This is a genomic window from Hymenobacter terrenus, assembly GCF_000972495.1.
Taxonomy (GTDB): domain Bacteria; phylum Bacteroidota; class Bacteroidia; order Cytophagales; family Hymenobacteraceae; genus Hymenobacter; species Hymenobacter terrenus.
In genome coordinates this window covers 114,331-132,846 of sequence record NZ_LATM01000001.1, presented here as the reverse complement: position 1 = coordinate 132,846, position 18,516 = coordinate 114,331, and the positions used below count along the sequence as shown (strand labels likewise).

22 protein-coding genes are annotated in these 18,516 nt (G+C 56.8%); 21 read left to right on the top strand and 1 reads right to left on the bottom strand.

Annotation, left to right across the window (positions count from 1 at the left end):
* Window positions 1–141: 141 nt before the first annotated feature.
* The 4 genes from WX88_RS00650 to WX88_RS00630 all read left to right on the top strand — a co-directional run bounded on the left by WX88_RS00650 (window position 142) and on the right by WX88_RS00630 (window position 4,323).
* Window positions 142–414: a hypothetical protein gene (locus tag WX88_RS00650; RefSeq protein WP_046242397.1), complete on the top strand. Its 273-nt coding sequence runs from the start codon at window positions 142–144 to the stop codon at window positions 412–414.
* 21 nt (window positions 415–435) lie between these two features.
* A complete protein-coding gene (locus WX88_RS00645; protein WP_156175870.1) occupies window positions 436–1,131 on the top strand; it encodes a hypothetical protein in 696 nt (231 codons plus the stop codon).
* Between the two features lie 988 nt (window positions 1,132–2,119).
* Window positions 2,120–2,962, top strand: coding sequence for a M12 family metallopeptidase (locus WX88_RS00640; protein ID WP_046242395.1), 843 nt, complete (start codon window positions 2,120–2,122; stop codon window positions 2,960–2,962).
* Between the two features lie 413 nt (window positions 2,963–3,375).
* Window positions 3,376–4,323: a DUF6438 domain-containing protein gene (locus WX88_RS00630; protein WP_046242393.1), complete on the top strand. Its 948-nt coding sequence runs from the start codon at window positions 3,376–3,378 to the stop codon at window positions 4,321–4,323.
* 153 nt (window positions 4,324–4,476) lie between these two features.
* On the opposite strand, the gene WX88_RS00625 is transcribed toward WX88_RS00630, so the two are convergent.
* Window positions 4,477–4,887: a DoxX family protein gene (locus WX88_RS00625; protein WP_046242392.1), complete on the bottom strand. Its 411-nt coding sequence runs from the start codon at window positions 4,885–4,887 to the stop codon at window positions 4,477–4,479.
* Between the two features lie 85 nt (window positions 4,888–4,972).
* Between WX88_RS00625 and WX88_RS00620 the strand changes: the two genes are divergently transcribed.
* The 17 genes from WX88_RS00620 to WX88_RS00550 all read left to right on the top strand — a co-directional run bounded on the left by WX88_RS00620 (window position 4,973) and on the right by WX88_RS00550 (window position 18,247).
* Window positions 4,973–5,329: a winged helix-turn-helix transcriptional regulator gene (locus WX88_RS00620; protein WP_156175869.1), complete on the top strand. Its 357-nt coding sequence runs from the start codon at window positions 4,973–4,975 to the stop codon at window positions 5,327–5,329.
* Between the two features lie 170 nt (window positions 5,330–5,499).
* Window positions 5,500–6,237 (top strand): hypothetical protein, encoded by a 738-nt coding sequence (locus WX88_RS00615; protein ID WP_046242391.1) that lies wholly within the window; start codon window positions 5,500–5,502, stop codon window positions 6,235–6,237.
* Between the two features lie 106 nt (window positions 6,238–6,343).
* Complete coding sequence (locus tag WX88_RS00610) at window positions 6,344–7,216, top strand: EamA family transporter (RefSeq protein WP_046242390.1); 873 nt, start codon at window positions 6,344–6,346, stop codon at window positions 7,214–7,216.
* Window positions 7,217–7,545: 329 nt separating this feature from the next.
* Window positions 7,546–7,854 (top strand): hypothetical protein, encoded by a 309-nt coding sequence (locus WX88_RS31260; RefSeq protein WP_231590588.1) that lies wholly within the window; start codon window positions 7,546–7,548, stop codon window positions 7,852–7,854.
* Window positions 7,826–7,915: an SHOCT domain-containing protein gene (locus tag WX88_RS32050; protein WP_394331741.1), complete on the top strand. Its 90-nt coding sequence runs from the start codon at window positions 7,826–7,828 to the stop codon at window positions 7,913–7,915. Before WX88_RS31260 ends, WX88_RS32050 begins: the two co-directional genes overlap by 29 nt.
* Window positions 7,916–8,042: 127 nt before the next feature.
* The gene (locus WX88_RS27030) at window positions 8,043–9,110 is read left to right on the top strand and encodes an OmpA family protein (RefSeq protein ID WP_052732209.1); all 1,068 of its coding nucleotides are present in this window, start codon (window positions 8,043–8,045) and stop codon (window positions 9,108–9,110) included.
* Between the two features lie 102 nt (window positions 9,111–9,212).
* Window positions 9,213–10,031 carry a polysaccharide deacetylase family protein gene (locus tag WX88_RS00595; RefSeq protein ID WP_052732208.1) on the top strand — a complete coding sequence of 273 codons (819 nt, stop codon included), beginning with the start codon at window positions 9,213–9,215 and terminating at the stop codon, window positions 10,029–10,031.
* 72 nt (window positions 10,032–10,103) lie between these two features.
* The gene (locus tag WX88_RS00590; RefSeq protein WP_046242388.1) at window positions 10,104–10,700 is read left to right on the top strand and encodes a hypothetical protein; all 597 of its coding nucleotides are present in this window, start codon (window positions 10,104–10,106) and stop codon (window positions 10,698–10,700) included.
* Window positions 10,701–11,099: 399 nt separating this feature from the next.
* Window positions 11,100–11,663, top strand: coding sequence for a pseudouridine synthase (locus tag WX88_RS00585; protein ID WP_046242387.1), 564 nt, complete (start codon window positions 11,100–11,102; stop codon window positions 11,661–11,663).
* A gap of 318 nt (window positions 11,664–11,981) precedes the next feature.
* Window positions 11,982–12,116 (top strand): hypothetical protein, encoded by a 135-nt coding sequence (locus WX88_RS31700; protein ID WP_262489791.1) that lies wholly within the window; start codon window positions 11,982–11,984, stop codon window positions 12,114–12,116.
* Window positions 12,094–12,327 (top strand): hypothetical protein, encoded by a 234-nt coding sequence (locus WX88_RS30660; protein WP_197076628.1) that lies wholly within the window; start codon window positions 12,094–12,096, stop codon window positions 12,325–12,327. Before WX88_RS31700 ends, WX88_RS30660 begins: the two co-directional genes overlap by 23 nt.
* A gap of 64 nt (window positions 12,328–12,391) precedes the next feature.
* Complete coding sequence (locus WX88_RS00575; RefSeq protein ID WP_046242385.1) at window positions 12,392–13,018, top strand: FKBP-type peptidyl-prolyl cis-trans isomerase; 627 nt, start codon at window positions 12,392–12,394, stop codon at window positions 13,016–13,018.
* A 93-nt stretch (window positions 13,019–13,111) separates the two neighbouring features.
* On the top strand, window positions 13,112–13,759 hold the full coding sequence (locus tag WX88_RS00570; protein ID WP_046242384.1) for a hypothetical protein: 648 nt from the start codon (window positions 13,112–13,114) through the stop codon (window positions 13,757–13,759).
* Between the two features lie 116 nt (window positions 13,760–13,875).
* Entirely contained in the window at window positions 13,876–15,825 is a 1,950-nt protein-coding gene (locus tag WX88_RS00565; protein ID WP_046242383.1) for a KUP/HAK/KT family potassium transporter, read from the top strand.
* 62 nt (window positions 15,826–15,887) lie between these two features.
* Window positions 15,888–16,265, top strand: a complete 378-nt coding sequence (locus WX88_RS00560; RefSeq protein WP_046242382.1) for a hypothetical protein — start codon at window positions 15,888–15,890, stop codon at window positions 16,263–16,265.
* 92 nt (window positions 16,266–16,357) lie between these two features.
* A complete protein-coding gene (gene tssD, locus WX88_RS00555) occupies window positions 16,358–16,819 on the top strand; it encodes a type VI secretion system tube protein TssD (protein ID WP_046242381.1) in 462 nt (153 codons plus the stop codon).
* A gap of 354 nt (window positions 16,820–17,173) precedes the next feature.
* Window positions 17,174–18,247: a helix-turn-helix domain-containing protein gene (locus WX88_RS00550; protein WP_046242380.1), complete on the top strand. Its 1,074-nt coding sequence runs from the start codon at window positions 17,174–17,176 to the stop codon at window positions 18,245–18,247.
* Window positions 18,248–18,516: the final 269 nt, after the last annotated feature.

Genomic DNA, 18,516 nt, shown 5'->3' with positions numbered 1-18,516 from the left:
TTTCAGGATAAATAGGGCCTGGGAAGCTGGGAATGAGGTTTTAGAGGGAGCAGCGGGCCGCCTCGGTGAGCGGCTAAGCGCTACTGTGGCAGCTACCGCCTACATTTAGCGCATTCATTTCTAGCTAACGCATAACGCCTTATGGATACGCAAGACACCTCCGTTCTCAACAGTGGCCAGCGCGTGGGCCTGGCCGTGGCCAAGTACCCCAAGGAGCTGGCTGATTTCCCGCCCCTGCAAGCCGCCAACACCGAGCGGGAGGAGCTGGTGACGGCCATTGAGGCCCGGCAAGAGGCCCAGGACAACACGAACCTCGCCGGCACTACGGCCAAGGACGACGCCCGCGAGGTGATGGCCCGCGCCACCGAAACCCTGTCGGCCCGGGCGGTGGGCTATGCGCTGGCCACGAAGTAGTTGGGGCTGAAGCAGACGTTTATGCTCTCCTACACCGACGTGCGCTTCGGGGAGGCCGCCGAGGACGTGAACCACGTGCGGGCCCTGGTGGCGGCCGTGCAGGCCCTGCCCGCCCAGGTGCGCCAGGACTACCGCCTCACCGATGCCGTGATTCAGGCGCCGGCCGATGCCGCCGACCTGTTCGACGCGGCCGAGGAGGCCCAGATGGGCGCCAAAGCCGCCCCGCGCCTGGCCACCCTGGCCCTGCCCGAGCTGCTGCGCCAGCTGCGGGCCGCCTTGCGGCTGATGGAAATCCTGCTCAAAGGCCAGCGGACCGATACGGACCCCAACTTCCAGTGGAAAGAACTGTACGAGGCCTTCGCCCAGGCCAACAAGCGCCAGAAAGTAGCGGCCAGCAGCCGGCGGGCGAAGAGCGCGACGCGCATCGTGCGGACGCTGCCCTTCACGGCGGCGGGCACCGGCCAGCCCCAGCGCCTGGCCAACACCAACTACGGCCCGGCCTACACCCTGACCGTGGAAAACCGCTCGGCCGCCCCCCTACTCCTCTGGATGGCCCAGAAAGACGAGGCCGCCACTACGCCCCACTCCTGCCCCGCCGGAGCCATTACGACGGTGACGCGGGCGGATATCGGCCCAGCCACGGCGCGCTACCTGATGGCGCAGTTTGAGGGGACGGCGAGCGGCGCAGCCACGGTGGTGGTGCGGCGCGTGGTGTAAATTTGGGGGCCACTCTTAGCTAAGCTGTGTGGACGGTAGTTACGACGCATTCAGCACGGTTTCGACAGCAGTCTACAGCAAGCAGTAGCGCGAACTTTGTAGTTCGCGTCCCCGCGCCGTTCGGCAGTCGTTCGGGCACGCGAACTACACAGTTCGCGCTACGGTACACCCACCCCGAATCCGCTCTAGGAGCTATTTAGTTTGTTTGAACCCCATCGGCGACTTGGTAGCCTCCGCGGCTACGGGCTACTTTGTGAAGCGGGAGCAGGTACGTTTTGTATTGACAAGATAGGCCAGTCGCTCGTTGACGCACGCTCCCCCGTCAATCCGCCTCCTCCGGCCCCCACCCTCCCAACCTCGGGATGGCAGAGAGCGGGCGGATGAAGGCCCCACTAATACTAACGAGCCACGGAGGAGGAAAAGCAATACCAAGTCGAACGTTTGGGAGCAACTTTAGCTGCTTGGGGATGGCAACGAAGGCACGGACTGAAGTCGGCGAATAATACGGGCGGCATAGCGCAGCTTTAACAGGGCCTCCACACCGGGGGCCCTGTTTTTTTGGCGCCTGTTGCCACGGCGGCTACGTCGCAGCGGGCGGGGTGGCTGGTTCTCTGGATTTGCACTCTAGCCGCACGCACGGGGCTGGGCAGGACCGGCCGCCGCTGCCGTTTGGCCCCGGCGCGCCGGGTAATAAGCCGGTTTTAGCCCAGAAATATGAGTTGGCCACCGGCCCGGCGACACCTTCAATTAGATAGTTCGCATCCAAGTACTTCGCCCATTAATGACCGACTAAAAGCCGGATTTTCGGTGTATCCAGGCCGTTTTACTATTGTTATTAATTTCACTATATATAAAGCCAAAAAATGTGAACTCTCACAAAAAAATGCCTTAATTATTGTAAACACTACTAGCTTTACTTAGAAATTATTATTAGATTTGCTTTCGACGTCACGTTTTAAGGTTCCACCAATCAACTTCCAATTTACCCATGAGCAAGCATCGTATTTCCCTTTTTCTACTGTCGGCAGGCATTAGCACATTATCATTGACGGGTTGCAGCAAAGACAAGGAGTCGGCGCCGCAGCAAGCCGCCGCCAGCCAGGATGCCAAGGTGGAACTGGCCTACCCCAACCAAACGGGCCAAAGTCAAGCCGGCGAGTTAGGCGGCCAGGCCATCGAGTATCGCAAAATCAACGGCGATAATGTGTACGAAGGTGACATTCTGCTGACCGAAGCGCAGGTGACCAACGGCGGCCCCCGCACCGAGAGTGCCGGCCGTACCTCGGGCAAGTGGCCCTCCGCCACCGTGTACTACACCGTCGATGCGGCCCTGCCCAACCAAGCGCGCGTCACCGACGCCATTGCCCACTGGCAGACCAACACGGCCATCAAGTTCGTGAAGCGCACCACCCAGGCCAACTATGTGACCTTCCGGGTCGGCTCGGGCTGCTCGTCGAACATCGGCATGGTGGGCGGCCGCCAGTACATCAACCTGGCCTCGGGCTGCTCCACCGGCAACACCATTCACGAAATCGGCCACGCGCTGGGCTTGTTTCACGAGCAAACCCGCAACGACCGCGACACCTACGTGAACATCCTGACGCAGAATATCCAGTCCGGCTACGAAAACAACTTCGCTAAGTATTCCTCTTACGGCCTCAGCGGCAGCGACTTTGGCGCCCTTGACTTCGGCTCCATCATGATGTACGGCTCGTTCTCGTTCTCTTCGAACGGCCAGCCCACCATCACCAAGAAAGACGGCTCCACCTTCAACATCCAGCGCAGCGGTCTTTCTGCCGGCGATAAGAGCGGCATCGACACCATGTACTAGCATTTGGGCTTCGTCACCGGGCGCTGTGCACCCTGTATAGGAGAACTCCTTACAGACTGCGTTTGCAGCGCCTACCCTTCACCAGAAAACAGGGCACCCACACCGGGTGCCCTGTTTTGTTTATGGCTGCGACCGTGGCGGCCGCCACGCACCGGCTCCTGGCCCCTGAATTGACGAGGGGTATTGCTGATGAGGATGTGCTGGCAAGCGAGGCTCGTTTCGTTTTGGCTGCACCTCGTAAATTGGCGCAAGGCCTGCTCATTAGAGCAGCTTTGAAATTGGTGTATAGTAGCGCGGGCTCTATAGCCCGCGTCCCGGAACGACTGAAATAGCGCGGGGGTGCGGACTACAGAGTCCGCGCTACGAGACAGCGACCGGAGAACCGTTTCAGAACATAATTTAACATTTTACAAATGAGAGCCAGTCTGATTACGTTTTGCTTAATGATGTATTTTACAGCCAACGCACAAATTGATACGTTGCGCTCTAAAGCAACTATCGAGGCTTATGTAAAGTCTGAGCTCAAATATAAGTCGCTTAGTTTATTAGATTTAAACACGCTCGATGCTAGTGCTGATAGCCTGAATGGCAAAGCAGCTGAAGCCAAATACTGGATTAACGGGGACTTTGACAACGACGGTAGGATTGATTTATTAGCCTTTGCCACTATTCAAGATTGGGTAGGAAATAAGGACAACAACCTGTTCGTAATTCTTAATAAAGAGAAGTTATCAAAGAAAGGGAAATCATCAAAAATAGTAAGTATTGCAAACTCGAATTACTACAAATCGTTTCATAATCTAATTGTTGTACCTGGCATGATTTCAACAAACAACAAAACTTACCTTACACTTGTAGCGAAAAAACCTGCGGCTCTTGCTAAGACACAGAGCACTGAGCTTTCATGTGACACCGTTTTTATTGTCAATGACAGGCCTATGGTTTATAAAGCTCATCCCTCAACCAATACAGTAAAGCAAATTCGATTTTCAACGCATGGGTGTTACGGCGATTGCCCAGTTTTCGAGATACATATTAATTCAGACAGGTCGGTTGCTTTTGATGGGATAACCAAGGTTAAGAAGACAGGCAATTTCACATCCGAAATTAATGAGTTAGACTACAACTATTTAATTGATTTGATTAAAAAGTTAAATGTCCCCCTACTACAGGCAGTAAAGCCCAATCACACTCTTGATATACGAGAAAGCGATTTGCAAATCATTTATAAAAATGGCAATTCCGAAATGTTCTCCGAAACATTTCACGAGGAGGGCCTGGGAAGCAGTTACGTATCCGCTTTACTCCTTGATTTTCTGATTGGACTTCACAAGTCTAAATACTGGACTCCACAACTTTAAATAATACTTCTAACTTACTATCTCCCTACCCTCGGAAGGGCAGGATGTAGCATGTAGGGAGGCACTGCCAACAATAGAAATCTGCCGCCGCTCCGCGACTCTTCAAGCTTCAGCAGTGGCTCTTGCTTGCTCATCGGAGCTTATGGCCGTGCGCTAGCGCTGTGGTGCAATGGGCGTCTTGCCACGCCGGCCCCAGAAAACGAACAGGGCGAAGGCCAGCATCACGAAGTTGAAGGGCGTGTTGGCGGCCTCACCCCGCGCCAGATGAAAGGCAATGGCGGCCACCTGGAGCGCCGCCAGACCCGCAGCCGCCAGCACCGTCAGGCCGGGCCTGATGCGGGTGAGGGCGGGCAGCACGATGCCGACGCCGCCCAGGAAATCGACGATACCAGTTAGGCGCACCAAGCTGGGGTGCTCGCCGGCCCAGGGCCACAGGGCAGCGAGCGTGGCAATGGGCGGTATCAGCTTAAATATGCCCGTGCCGAGGTAGAGTAGGGCCAGGAGCGCCTGGGCAATCCACAAGGCGACATGCAGGGGTTTTGAGGTAGTGGGCGGGCTGATCATGCAGGGTAACTGATTGCTGATTGGTCGGGCAAAGGTCCCTACTTTAGCCAGCGAAAGGAGAGGTAGTTACCTACACGTAAGCAGCATGATATTAACAGAAGGCGATAGCAAGCAGGTGGCGTGCCTGGCCCAGATGCTCCCGATTCGGGATGCGCTGGAGGTGGTGAGCGGCAAATGGAAGATTCTGATTCTAACGTCCATTATGCACGGCAACCGGCGGTTTAAGGAAATTGAGCGAAGCATTCCCAGCATCAACCCCAAGGTGCTGGCCAAGGAACTGAAGGGCCTGGAAACGCACCAGCTGGTGCAGCGCATCGTGCACGACGACTATCCAGTGCTGATTGAATACGTGGCCACGGAATACTCTCATTCCCTGAAAAAGGTGATGCTGGAGCTGCACGCCTGGGGCGTCAATCATCACAAGCAACTGTTTGGCAAATAGGCAAGCGGCTCTTCTTAATTCCAGCAGCAGCTTTTGCACGGTCAGGAACGGCTTCTGTTGCCTCATCAGCTGTTTGCAGATGTGCACGGGGCACGGGGGGCTTGTAGTCAGTCAATTTTTCGGGGTGAGGCTGTTTGGGGAGGCCGAAATCGCTATGTTGCCTCTCCAACATGAATATCCTGAAAAACAGCATCCTGATTTGTTTGCTAACGGGCCTTTTCGCCTGTAGCCACCACTCAGCCCAAGAGGTGCATCTGGAAGGCCGCACAACGGCAAATGGTCATCAGTATTCGTTATTTTATCCCCAAAATCTGACCATTCAGGTGGTGACTAGTCGCCCGGACGCGGCCGATAGCCAGTACCAGCTGAGTGCGGCCGCAGCTTACACCGACTTGGAAACCGACCAGCCCCTAGACTTGCTGGTGTGCAATGGCCGCGTGCTGCAAGCCAGGGCCAGCGTGGGTTTTCTGGATGGCGTATTAACGATTGTGGGTACACATTATACAATCAGCCGGATTCCCAAAGGGCAGTCGCCGCCGAGCGTTCAGGTGGAGAATGTCCGTCGGCAGCAGGGAACGTTGCTTTTACAGGAGCTACTGGTTTATCAAGGCAAGAACCAACGACCAAACGGAGGCAGCGTTTTCCAGCGTCGAGCCCTGGTTGAATTTGCGGACCATCGTTTTGCGGTGGTTGAAGACCTTTCAGATTACAGCATGATGAAACAGTTCGGGGATGACCTGATTGAACTGGGCGCCAAAAATGCCTTATACTTGGACATGGGCGGTTGGGACGAAGGCTGGTATAAGGTCGGAAGTCAAATAGTCAAGCTGGGCCATCGACGCACAGAAACGGCTCGACAGTCGAACTGGCTCGTCTTTGTGAAGCCATCGACTGCTTCTGAGCAGTAGCCCCCACACTGGCGCGAGTTATGCTGCGCCAGTGTGGAATACCCCCGCCAATCAATCTGGTGACAAGTGGTTATTATTAGCCGCTAAATACCTGCTTCTACACGCTATGCCAGATTCTTCGCGTTTTTCCATCCCAGCGGTGCCCGCCGTGCTGCTCGCCATCGTCAGCGTCCAGGGCGGGGCGGCCATTGCCAAGGGCTTGTTTCCACTGCTCGGGGCCGCTGGTACCACCAGCATGCGCATTGGCTTGTCGGCGCTGGTGCTGCTGGCAGTGGTACGGCCCCGGCTCGGGCAGCTGCGGCCGGCGCAATGGCGGGCTGTCGTGCCCTACGGCCTGGCTCTGGGGGCCATGAATTTCCTCTTCTACAGCGCTCTGGCCCGCATACCACTGGGCCTGGCCGTCACGGTGGAGTTTGTGGGTCCGCTGGGCCTGGCTTTGGCTGGCTCGCGCCGCTGGGTCGATGTGGTGTGGGTAGTGCTGGCCGGGGCCGGGATTGCGCTGATAGCGCCGTGGAGCAGTTCCGGCATCGACTTGCTGGGGTTGACCTTTGCATTGGCGGCGGGCGCGGGCTGGGCCGTATACATTGTGCTTGGTCGGCGCACGGCGGCCGTGCTACCGGGCTCGCTGGCTGTCACGGTGGGCATGCTCTTCGCGGCCGTGCCCGTGCTGCCTTTCGGCGTGGCAAGCGGCAGCTTGCTGGTGCTGACGCCCCACTTGCTGCTGTTGGGCGTGGGGCTGGCGCTGTTTTCCAGCGTATTGCCTTTCACGCTTGAGATGCAAGCACTCAAGGCTATGCCCACGCGCACATTCAGCATCCTGATGAGCCTGGAGCCGGTGGCAGCGGCCCTATCCGGCTGGCTGCTGTTGGATGAGCGGCTAACGCTCGGCCAATGGCTGGCTGTAGTCTTCATTGTAGCAGCCAGTGCCGGCGCTACACTGACAACTGCCAGTCCAGAACCGGCCATGGGCGGCGAATAACAGCAGTTGGGGCGGGCAGCTGGGGCCCGCCGTCAGGCCAAGAATCTCTGAATCATTCAACGTAAAATCTGTGCTAAACACAGCCAAACCTAAGTGCAAGAAGATACCGACAAGCTCAACTTTACGTATTCTAACAATGGACAGTAGATGGCCGAAAACCCTCTCCCAAACCCAGGTGCAAAGTCGGCGTGCCAAAAGGTAACTCACGTATGTTTTCAGTCCGCAATCCGGAATCAATCGTCTCATGGCCAAGGAGATTAAAGCAATCAAATACCCCCAGTGCGGCAGCCCGCAGAAGACTGGCGGGCTATAGCTCGAGGTCGAGGGCAGTGGCACCGGCAACCGACAACGCGGGGCATCCCCTGGTGCACACGCAGGCGCGCATCAAATGCATTTCTGACATGACGGCCGACAACCTGGCGGCGACACAAGCCGGGTTGAGCTACGCCGATGCGGAACGGCTAAGAGCCCTGCGTGATGCCGCCCGCAACAAAACCGGCCTGGCCGCAACCGGCGTACAACTGGGGGCGGACCTGGAACTCAGCAAAGCCTGGGCGGCCAAGCCCGCAGAACCAGCCGCTCCCCCGAAGCCCCAACCCGGTAGCGCAGCTGCAAAAGCTAAAGCGCCTGTTCGATGAAAGCGTTATCACGTCGGAAGAATTCGACGCAAAAAAGAAAGAGTGGCTCGCTAAGCTTTAGGTCATTATTCAAAGCTGTGGCTGCGAAGCTGGGCCACCATAAAACTCCCCCTGCTTTGCCGGAACAATACCCGAGAACTAGGGCCCAGCGGCGCGTCAATCTCCCACCTGCCACCTAATTTTACCATATGAAACGCAGCTTTTGGTATGGCATTGGCGCGCTGCTGCTAGCGGGGCCGGTGCAAGCCCAATCCCTGACGGGCGTGTGGCAGGGTGTAGAAGCCGACACGGGCGAGCCGGACGCTTATTGGCCGGCGGTGCTTCGGCTCCAGAAAAGCAAAGGCAGCACTTTGTTTGGCGTGCTCTACCAGGAAGTGGGCGACCGGCCGGGCATTTCGGTCACTTTCCAGATGCAGGGCACCCGCACCGCCACCGGGCTGCGGCTGGAACACGGACGCAAGCTCAACGAAACGGGACGCACACGCTTTAGCTACTGGTGCGATGGCGCCATCGCGTTTACCTACGACGCGAAGCTGGAAAAGCTGACTGGCCACGCCACCTACCGCCCGGAGGGCGACTGCGACGCAGGTACGTTTACGTTTTACCGCATCAAGCTGAAATCCGCCGCCACGGTACGGGCTGGCGTCGAGAGCAACGTGCGCGTTTCGGGTCGCAACGTGCTCTGGTACGCTGATGCTGACCTGAAGCAGCCCCTGGCCACCGGCAACACCTACCGCACCAAGCTCAACAAAACCACAACCTTTTACCTCACGCAGGGCTACTACCCTACCAGCCAGAGCCCGGTGGTGCCCATCACCATTAAGGTAACCGGCACTGCCCCCAAGGCCGTGCCCGCCCCGCCCCTGCCCCGCCCCGCCCCGCCGCTCCCGGATACTCAGCGCCTCGCACCCACGCCGCCCGTGACGCCCAAGCCGGTGGTACTGCCCACGGTACTGTTCCGGGTGGGCACGGCCGAGCTTTTACCCGAGTCGAGCCCGGCGCTCGACCAATTGGCCGCCGAGCTAAAGGCCCGCCCGGCGCTGAAGCTGCGCGTGTCCGGCCACGCCGACCGGGTGGGCGAGCCGGAAAAAAACCAGGTACTATCCGAGCAGCGGGCTGAGGCCGTAAAGGATTATCTGGTGAAGGCGGGCATCGCGGCCGAACGCATCAGCACCATTGGCTACGGCGATGCGCGCCCGCTTTACCCCTCGCCCGATGCCCGCAACCGGCGCGTAGAAGTGGAAGAGGTGAAATAATTCCCTTGGACCACGCTATGTATCTGCTGTGTTAAGTAAGCTAAGCTTGCGGCCGCGTAGCCAGAGCACCCCGCTCATCAACCGTTCAACTAAACCCGCAGGATGAACCCAGTTAAAGTTTTTGCGCTGACAACTGCCCTGCTGTGCGCCGGCCCGCTAGCGGCTTCCCCCCAAGACACTACTCTCTGGAATAACAAGCAGTGCGCGGTGGTACTGACGTACGACGATGCCATCGACGCCCACCTGGATAACGCTGTCCCGGCCCTCGATTCGCTGAAGCTGCGGGGTACGTTCTATCTGATAGGCTCCGTGCCGGTGGTGACGCGCCGACTAAACGAATGGCGACTGGTCGCCAAACATGGGCACGAGCTGGGCAATCATACGATGTATCACCCCTGCGACAGCCGCTTACCGGGCCGTGGCTTCGTTACCCCCGACCACGACCTGAGCAAGTACACCGTTGAGCGAGCCGTGAACGAAATTCGAGCCACCAATGCGTTGCTGAAGAAAATCGATGGAAAAACGGCCCGCACGTTTGCCTATCCTTGCGGCGAACGGCAGATTGGCAATGCCTTTTTCTATGACCAGCTGAGAAAGGATTTCGTGGCCACCCGCGGCGTCACGCCCGGCCTGCAAACGGACGCCCAAGTAGACCTTGCCGATGTAAACTGCTATCCCGTCAACGGCCAATCGGGCGCGTACCTGATTGACTTGGTACAAAAGGCCCAGCAGTCGCATACCCTGCTAGTGTTCCTGTTTCATGGCGTGGGCGGCGGCCACCACCTGAATGTGGACCTCCAAGCGCACCGGCACCTACTCCACTACCTCAAGGCGCACGAAAAGGATATCTGGGTAGCACCGATGGTGGAGGTAGCCGAAAAAATCAGAGCTTCCCAGCAAGTTAAATCCGCAACGAAGTAGCGGCGCCCGCAGCAGCACGTAAATTCAGAATCGAGTTCGTCAATTGAGAAGCAATTAAATAACGTCAACTTTATGAAGCCAGAAATCTTGCAGCAGATTGTACGACTCGGCGGAAATATTACTGAGGCAACTGGCTCCTCTTTACAAGATAACTTACAGGCAATTACTTTTCAAAACCCCCTATATCCTCGGAGTTATCAGGATAGTTTATACGGAATAGATGAGTTTTATCAGAAGCACAAAGACCAATATTTTAGCAGCAAGTCCTCTTTTTATAGCAGTCTTCTCGCACACTTTTTTTATGACCATACCATTCCGTATGGTCAAGATTTTTTCAGAAGCTATCTATTTACTCCTTTCACTGAGAATACGGAGTCTTATGGCGAACTAGATGGAATTGCAACTCCAGAAGAAATCAAGCAACTAATAAAATGTAATTCACTAGAATTTATTTGTATTTGCCATTCATATGGCTTTCCAGACCACTACTTCATTTGCCTGACAGACGAAAATCAGGATAACCCAACTGTATACAGCACCGACCACGAATTTTTCTTTCAGGATATAACTATTAAAGGCTCTTTGGAAGATTTTTTCGGAAATTATCTGGAGAAAAGCGAGTTCTTGAAAATTGTTCAACAACACATTGAAAGTCAAAATCTTCATTAATTTACACACTGGTCCTGCGCAGTATTCAATTGATAGAGATTAATTAGCGGTAGCTCTATAGTTAATGCGCAGAATACACAACGTCATGTTGTGTATTCTGGCTAGCTCTGCCCAGAGCAGTTAAGTAGGGAAGAAGCAAGACGGCGAGACCGGCCGTAAATTTGTGCCGCCTTTGCACGTATTGCTTGATGCAGGATATTTATAACGAGAAAGGCTGTGGACAAGCTTTGCACCGAGCTACTGTACAAATAAATGATTTCTAACCAGCGAATCATCCACATTAGGCGGGCAGTGCTTTTTTGAATTCACCCAACGTTTTGTTCTAAAACGCTCAGCGGCTATTTGCTGATGGTTTTAACTGAAAACCCGGCTGCCTGACCAGTTAATCGTATCGCCGCCATGCCGCACCGCCACTTTCTCATTCACAAGCCCTACGGCTACCTCAGTCAATTTGTGGGCGAAGCCAAAAAGAAAAAGCTGGGCGAATTCCATGCTTTTCCTGACGGCATCATGGCCATTGGCCGGCTTGATGAGGACAGCGAAGGCCTGCTCCTACTCACCACTGATGGCCGAATGAGCGAATACATTCGCAGCAAAAACATTGAGAAGGAATATTATGCCCAGGTCGACGGGCTGATTGATGACGCCGCCATCGCGCAATTGCGGGCGGGCGTCGAAATTGGGGTTCACAGCGTAAAATTTCAGACCAGCCCTTGCGCCGCCCGCCGGCTCGCTCCCGCTCCCACCTTTGTGCCCCGCACCCGCAAAATCCGCGACGACCGGCACGGGCCCACCAGTTGGGTCTCCATCACCCTCACCGAAGGCAAATACCGGCAAATCCGCAAGATGACGGCCGCCGTGGGCTTTCCTACGCTGCGACTGATACGGGTGCGAGTCGGCGGCATCTGGTTGGGCGATTTAGCACCCGGTGCGGTGCGAGAAGTGGTGGATTTTGGGATGTAGCGGCGAGTCGGTGCACAAGAAGCCCATTGCCGCAATAGCAACAACTATTGTGATTCGGTTATTCCTTCAAACCTTGGCAGAACTGGTGGGAAGCGAGTAGCGCCTGCTGAGTTGTCAGCTCTTGTCTTGCCCAGCCGGTGGCGTGAGGCTACGCTATTACTAAATCATTACGATGAAGACCTCGCGAGAGCCCACAAAGCCACATCAGCGTCTTTTTCAGATGATGACGATGAGATTTTATGCTGCATGCATAACACTTTTAATCTTACTATCGTATATTTGCACCGCAATCACCACTTAGGTTATCGCCGCATAATTATGAAAAAGACCACTGCCCTTTCATTTTCCTCGCTGCTGCTGTTGGGTGGCGTGAGTTACCTGGCTGCCAAACTGGCCGACCTGGACCTGACCTTCTTCTTCGACGGTGACGATGACCAACACCACTACTGCTAACGCTTATTTTATCGTTGTTGAGTATTCTATCGCACTTTTTATTGAAAAGGCCCGGCCCACAAGCCGGGCCTTTTTTGTTGCGCAGCCGGCCAATGCGACCGAACGCGGCGGTTCGGCGCGGCTTTTGGAACTTTGCCCCGACAATGGCGTAACCTGTTCAACTACTTTTCACCGGCTACCGGTCCTTGGTAAAAGCCACTCTGGCGCCTGAGCCACGGGCCAGCAGCCAATCTCTCATCCACCACACACCACACCACCTTTCACTCATTGGCTTTATGAACCTCGATTCCCACCAAGCTCAGGTGAGCTATATCATTGGCCGAGACTTGGCCCGCAACTTCGCCCAGCAAGGCCTCGACCTGGATGTGGACACCCTGGCCGGCGCGCTGAAAGAAGGGCTCCAGGGCCTTCCCAGCCGCCTCACCCAAGAACAAATGCAGGCCGCCATGCAGCAATTGCAAGAGCAAATGGGCGGTGCCGATGACGACCAACAAGACCCAAACGCTATGAATGACAACAAAGCCGAAGGCGAAGCCTTCCTCGCCGAAAACGCCAGCAAACCCGGCGTCACCACCCTGCCCAGCGGCCTGCAGTATGAAGTACTGACCGAAGGCTCGGGCAAAAAGCCTAATCTGAGCTCATCGGTGACCACGCACTACCACGGCACCCTGATTAACGGCACCGTGTTCGACAGCAGCTACCAGCGCGGCCAGCCCGCCACCTTCCCCGTCAACGGCGTAATTGCCGGCTGGACGGAGGCACTGCAATTGATGGGCGAAGGCTCGAAATACCGCCTCTATATTCCCTCGAACCTGGCCTACGGCAAGCGCGGCGCGGGCCGGGACATTCCCGGCGACACGGCCCTGATTTTCGACGTGGAGCTGCTGAAAGTGAACAACTGAGGGGCTATGGTGGGGGCTTCAACCGCTCCCACCACGCGCACCGCCGCACCCAGATGGACCCAACCGTCTACTACCTTGGCTGTTTCTGAGCCCATGAAAGACTTTGAAGCCCAGCCATCGGCAGCAACAACCGCGCCCGTGGCCCCGGAAGAAATTTCTGGGGCCGCTTTGCTGACTGCCCGCCGCACGGCGAGCGGGCTCGCATCAGTGCCCGAGTTGCCGCCGACCCCACCCCTGCACAGCGATGATGGCCGTGCCACGCTGACCGATACCATGCTCACCGTGCGCGGTCAGCAGTTTCTGCTACTGGAGCTGGAGCGTGCCGAGCTCACACCAGTGCGCTGGCTATTGTGGTACCTATTAGGCGGCCTGGGTTTGGCGGCGGTGATGATTGCCTTTCTGCAAAATTGGCTGCACACCGGCCCGGCCATGCTAGGCATGGCCATTACGGCCCTGCTGCTGGCCTACGGACACCGCGGTACCAACCGGCTGCGCCTGCACCGGCTGGGCCGTGAAATGGTAAATTTTGCCCTGCCCGGCGAAACGTCACCCTGGCAGCGCTTTACGGCCGAGGTGAATCGTCGCATATACCGGGTGCACGACCAGGCCGCCCGCGAGGCCGCCGCACTGCTGGCGGCGGCTGACGAAGCCATGCGGCAGGCAGCCGAAGCCGCCCAAACCGCTGCCGCGACCGCCGAGCCTCAACAGGATACAAAAGATAATTCGCTGTCTCACAACTGACCTTACTTTCCCGGGTTGTTCCCGTAAGCACTTTCCAATGGCTTAGCTGCTACCTTCGCGCCCCGTAATTTAATTGTAGACTTCCAACCTGCTGATTATCGATTTCATTTCCTCGCATGGATTCTAAACATTCGCATACCGCCATTTCCGGGGCTGGGCTGCTCATCGCCTTAGGCATTATTTACGGCGACATCGGTACGTCGCCCCTGTACGTGATGTCGTCCATCCTGAAAAGCGGCCAAGTGCCGGACCTGATTGACGCGCATCTGGTATTGGGTGGTATTTCCTGCGTTATCTGGACGCTCACGCTGCAAACCACGGTTAAGTACGTGCTGCTCACGCTCAACGCGGATAACAATGGCGAGGGGGGAATTTTCTCACTTTATGCGCTGGTGCGGCGGCGGGGGCCCTGGCTCTCGGCCGTAGCCATCATCGGCGGCTCGGCGCTCCTGGCCGATGGCGTGATTACGCCGCCCATCTCGGTGGCCTCGGCCATTGAAGGACTGCGGGCGGTATCGCCCAATATCCCCACGGTGCCCATTGTCATTGGTATTATCGCGGGCTTGTTTCTGCTGCAAAGCTTCGGAACGCAGATTGTGGGCAAGGCATTTGGGCCCATTATGTTTCTCTGGTTTACGATGCTGGGCGTGTTAGGCACTAGCTGGATAGTTCAGAACCCGGTTATTCTCAAAGCCTTCAATCCTTATTACGCCTACGACTTGCTGGTACGTTATCCGGGTGGTTTCTGGCTGCTGGGCTCGGTTTTTTTGTGTACGACGGGGGCCGAAGCCCTGTACTCGGACCTGGGCCACTGCGGCAAGGGTAATATCCGCATAAGCTGGGTTTTTGTAAAAAGCACCCTACTAATCAACTATTTAGGGCAGGGGGCCTGGCTCCTTCAGCACCAAGGTCAGCAACTCGACGGCCGCAACCCCTTTTATGCCCTAATGCCATCATGGTTTCTGCTCATTGGCATTGGTATCGCAACCGTCGCGGCCATTATTGCCTCGCAGGCCCTTATTACGGGTTCGTTTACGCTGGTGGCCGAGGCCATCCGACTGAATATGTGGCCCAAAGTGCGGCTCAATTATCCCACCGATGTGAAAGGCCAGCTCTACGTACCGAGCATGAATCGGCTACTCTTGTTGGGCTGTATTGGCGTGGTGCTGTACTTCCGCGAGTCGACTAATATGGAGGCAGCCTATGGCTTGGCCATTACGCTAACCATGTTGATGACCACTATTTTGCTCACTATATGGCTCCGTTCAAAACGGGTGGCAACGCCCCTGGTCATTGCCTTTGCGGTCCTCTACGGCACCATTGAGGGAGCTTTCCTGATTGCCAACATGCGGAAGTTTCCGCACGGCGGCTGGGTGTCATTAGCTATTGGCGGCGCGCTCGTGGCCGTGATGTATGTATGGCTCAAAGCCTTCTACATCAAGCGCCGCCTGACTGACTTTGTGCGCCTGGAGCCGTACGTGGACGCCCTCAAGCAGCTCAGCAACGATGATTCCATTCCCAAGTACTCCACTCACCTGGTATTTCTGACTTCGGCGGAGCGCAGTTCCGAAATCGAGCAGAAGATTATCTATTCCATCTTTCAGAAGCGGCCGAAGCGGGCCGACATCTACTGGTTTATCCACGTCGATACCACCGATGAACCTTACACGATGGAGTACAAAGTGACCGAAGTAGCCCCTGATGACGTGTTCCGCATCAATTTCCGGCTGGGCTTCCGGGTGCAGCAGCGCATCAACCTCTACTTCCGCAAGGTGATTGAAGACCTCGTGCGCAACAAGGAAGTGGACATCACCTCCCGCTACGAGTCGCTGAATAAGCAGCACGTAACCGGTGACTTCCGCTTCGTGGTGCTGGAGAAATTCCTCAGCGTGGAGAACGACTTCCCCACCATGGAGAAACTGGTGATGCAGGCTTATTTCTATATCCGTCAGTTCATTGCATCTGAGGATCAGTATTTTGGCCTTGATACTTCGTCGGTGAAGGTGGAAAAAGTGCCGCTGGTAATTGCGCCGGTACGCGAAGTGGCGTTGAAGCGAATTAAATAAGTGTTAGCGACAAAGCACCGCTTTGGTGGCTATCGCATCTTCTGATTCTACCCATGACACCGATGAAAAACGAATGGGACCTGCTTGCTGAGATTCAGCGACGACTGGCTGCGGGTGCATCCCTCATTACCATACAATTAGACATAGCGGAGGATGAGGGGCGGGGCGTTGACGATAGCGGTCAGGTATATGCGCTGGGCCCCGATTTTAACGACGAGCTGTTCCCTTTCCTGCGCTCGCTAAACGTGTCCTTTAGGCTGCGCGGTGCCCCTGCTAGCAGCATCCGCACGCTGGATATCGGGCAGGGCCTGGCGCCTAACAATCTATCCGGCACTGTAGACTTTATGGCGCTGGGCATCTTGCCCTCGGAGTATTTTGGCATTACGCCCCAGGAGCCAGACGATACCGAGCACGGTGAGGAGTGGAAGCGGCTGCTGTAATGTAGTAATGTAGGCACCTGGAAAAAGCGCTGTTCGATTTCGCCCGGCAGGGAGTAGCTTTGCCGCTCCTTCTACCGTAGCTCATCTCTACTATGGGCGCTACTGTCGCGGAGCTGCACGTCGCCGGCCACCGCTATCCCATTACCTACGCCACCTACGACGTGCATCAGGCCACCGACCATCACGGCCGGACCATTGTCAAGGTGCGCCACGGCCTAGTAGAGCTGGTGCTCGATGTGCCCGAGGATGCCTTCCTCGAAGCCTGGGCCAACGCCCCCACCAAGCACGCCGCCGCTCATATCGTCTTCCTGGATTCCGCCGGAGGCAGCCCCGTCGAAACCGTGAGCCTGGCCGGGGCCTACTGCGTGCGCTACGAAGAAGTCTTTGAAACCGGCGAGCACGGCCGCTATCAGGCCTTCGTCACCCTCGCCGACCCGGGAGGCCTTACCCTGACGCCCGGTGGGCCGGCCGGGGCGTTTGTCGCGCCCGCAGAACGGGAGCATGGCGTGCTGCGGGCGGCTGTCTCATACGAGAAGTTACCAATCATTCTGTAGCGGAGGAAATAGGATTGGCACGTGAGCGGGAATACGCGGCGGCGATGGGTGCAGTGAGCAAAGTGTTAAAGACCAAATCCACGCTACGCCAAATCGATACGGGCATCGGCCGTGACTTCGCAGGTGCGACCTGTTGTGACTAGTTGAGGACCGATTTTCTCTGCCTGACCAATTAGGCGAGAGTAGAAGAATAAAAACAGAGCGGCTGATGCTGCTCACGGCTCTTGAGTTGCTTAAGTAAACGTTTTGGTCGCGTGCCAAAAACATTTACTATACTTAAGTAAATGTTTTTGGCACGCGACCAAAACGTTTACGCAGGCGGAGCTTATCTTCGCAGCCCCTCTGGTTATTATCATGCCGCCTGCCCCGTCCTTGTTGCCGTTCCAAGCCAGTCTTTGGCAGGAAGTGCAAGCTTATTTTGGTCTGAGCCAAGCCGCTTTGGGCCGGATACTAGGCTTGCGGCCGCCGATGATGAATCACGTTGTCACTGGCCGCCGCCAGCTGCCGCTGGCTACTGCCCCGATTTGGACGCGCCTGGTGCTGGCCATAGGGACCAACCCAACGGAGCAGGAACCAGCACCTTTGGCGGAGCAGTCGGCTCCTATCGCCGAGCTGGCCTCCGTCTTTGGGGCCGCGCATCCGCTGGTCCGGCACGGGTTGGGTTGCATGGCGGCGGCTCAACGCCTGGCCGGAGAGTTGGCCACGGCCCAGACCCGCGCCGCCTGGGCCGAGCGGCGGCTAGCGGCCCTGGCTCAGCTGGCCACGCCGCTGCTGCCCACCGAGGCGCCCGGCCCGCCGCCTTGGCTGGCACAGTTCGAGAGCGAGGCGCGGGTAACGCTGGCCGAATTCGGTCCGCTCGTGCAAGCCAGGCTGGCAGTGCGTCGGGCCGGCCTGTTGTACGAGGCCGAGGCCGTCCGCCGCTTACTGAGTGGTACTGAGCTATACGATTTGGTAGAAGAGGTTATGGTAACTACCCTTACCCAGCTCTTCACCCCTATCCCAACCGTACCCCTTATGGTGTTTTCCGTCGACCGCTTCAAAACCCAAGCCGAGTGCCAGCGCTACCTCGACAAAAAGCTGCCCGAGCGCACGCTGCTGGCCGCGCACCTGAGCATGGTGGAAACCGAACTGGCCACCTGGGACCAAAAGGGCGACCCCGCTGCCGACCAGGCCACGGCCCAGGACCTGCTCGACAAGCTCACCCCCGTGCAGGACGCTACCAGCGACGCCAGGGAGAAGCTGCGCCTGAACCGCCTGCTCAACTTCTACCGAACCCGCGTCACCAACCTGGAGGGCCGCACCATCACCCACGGCACCGATGAGCTGCTCGACCGCGAGCAGGACCGCGATGATACTATTAACAGCCTGGCCGTGCTTGATGCCCTGATTCAGGCCGTCACCGACCACCGCGACGTTCTGCTCAGTTGAGTGTTACATTAGAAGTTGTTCGAGGGAGCCGAAAATCATCAAGAACAGTCATGCTGAGCGGAATCGAAGCATGACCGGTTTCAGTACCTCAGACAGCTTCTTAAGCACGAGGACATGGTCGCATCAAAATAGCAGTCAGCAGTCCTTTATTTAATACCCAGCTTTACTCATCCTGCCTTCAGGGCGGTTGTGCAGTACGTACGCTACCAGGGCCTTGGCCGCGCCGGTTTCGCTAGCAAAAGCACTGTGGCTTCGGCAGATGCACTTGT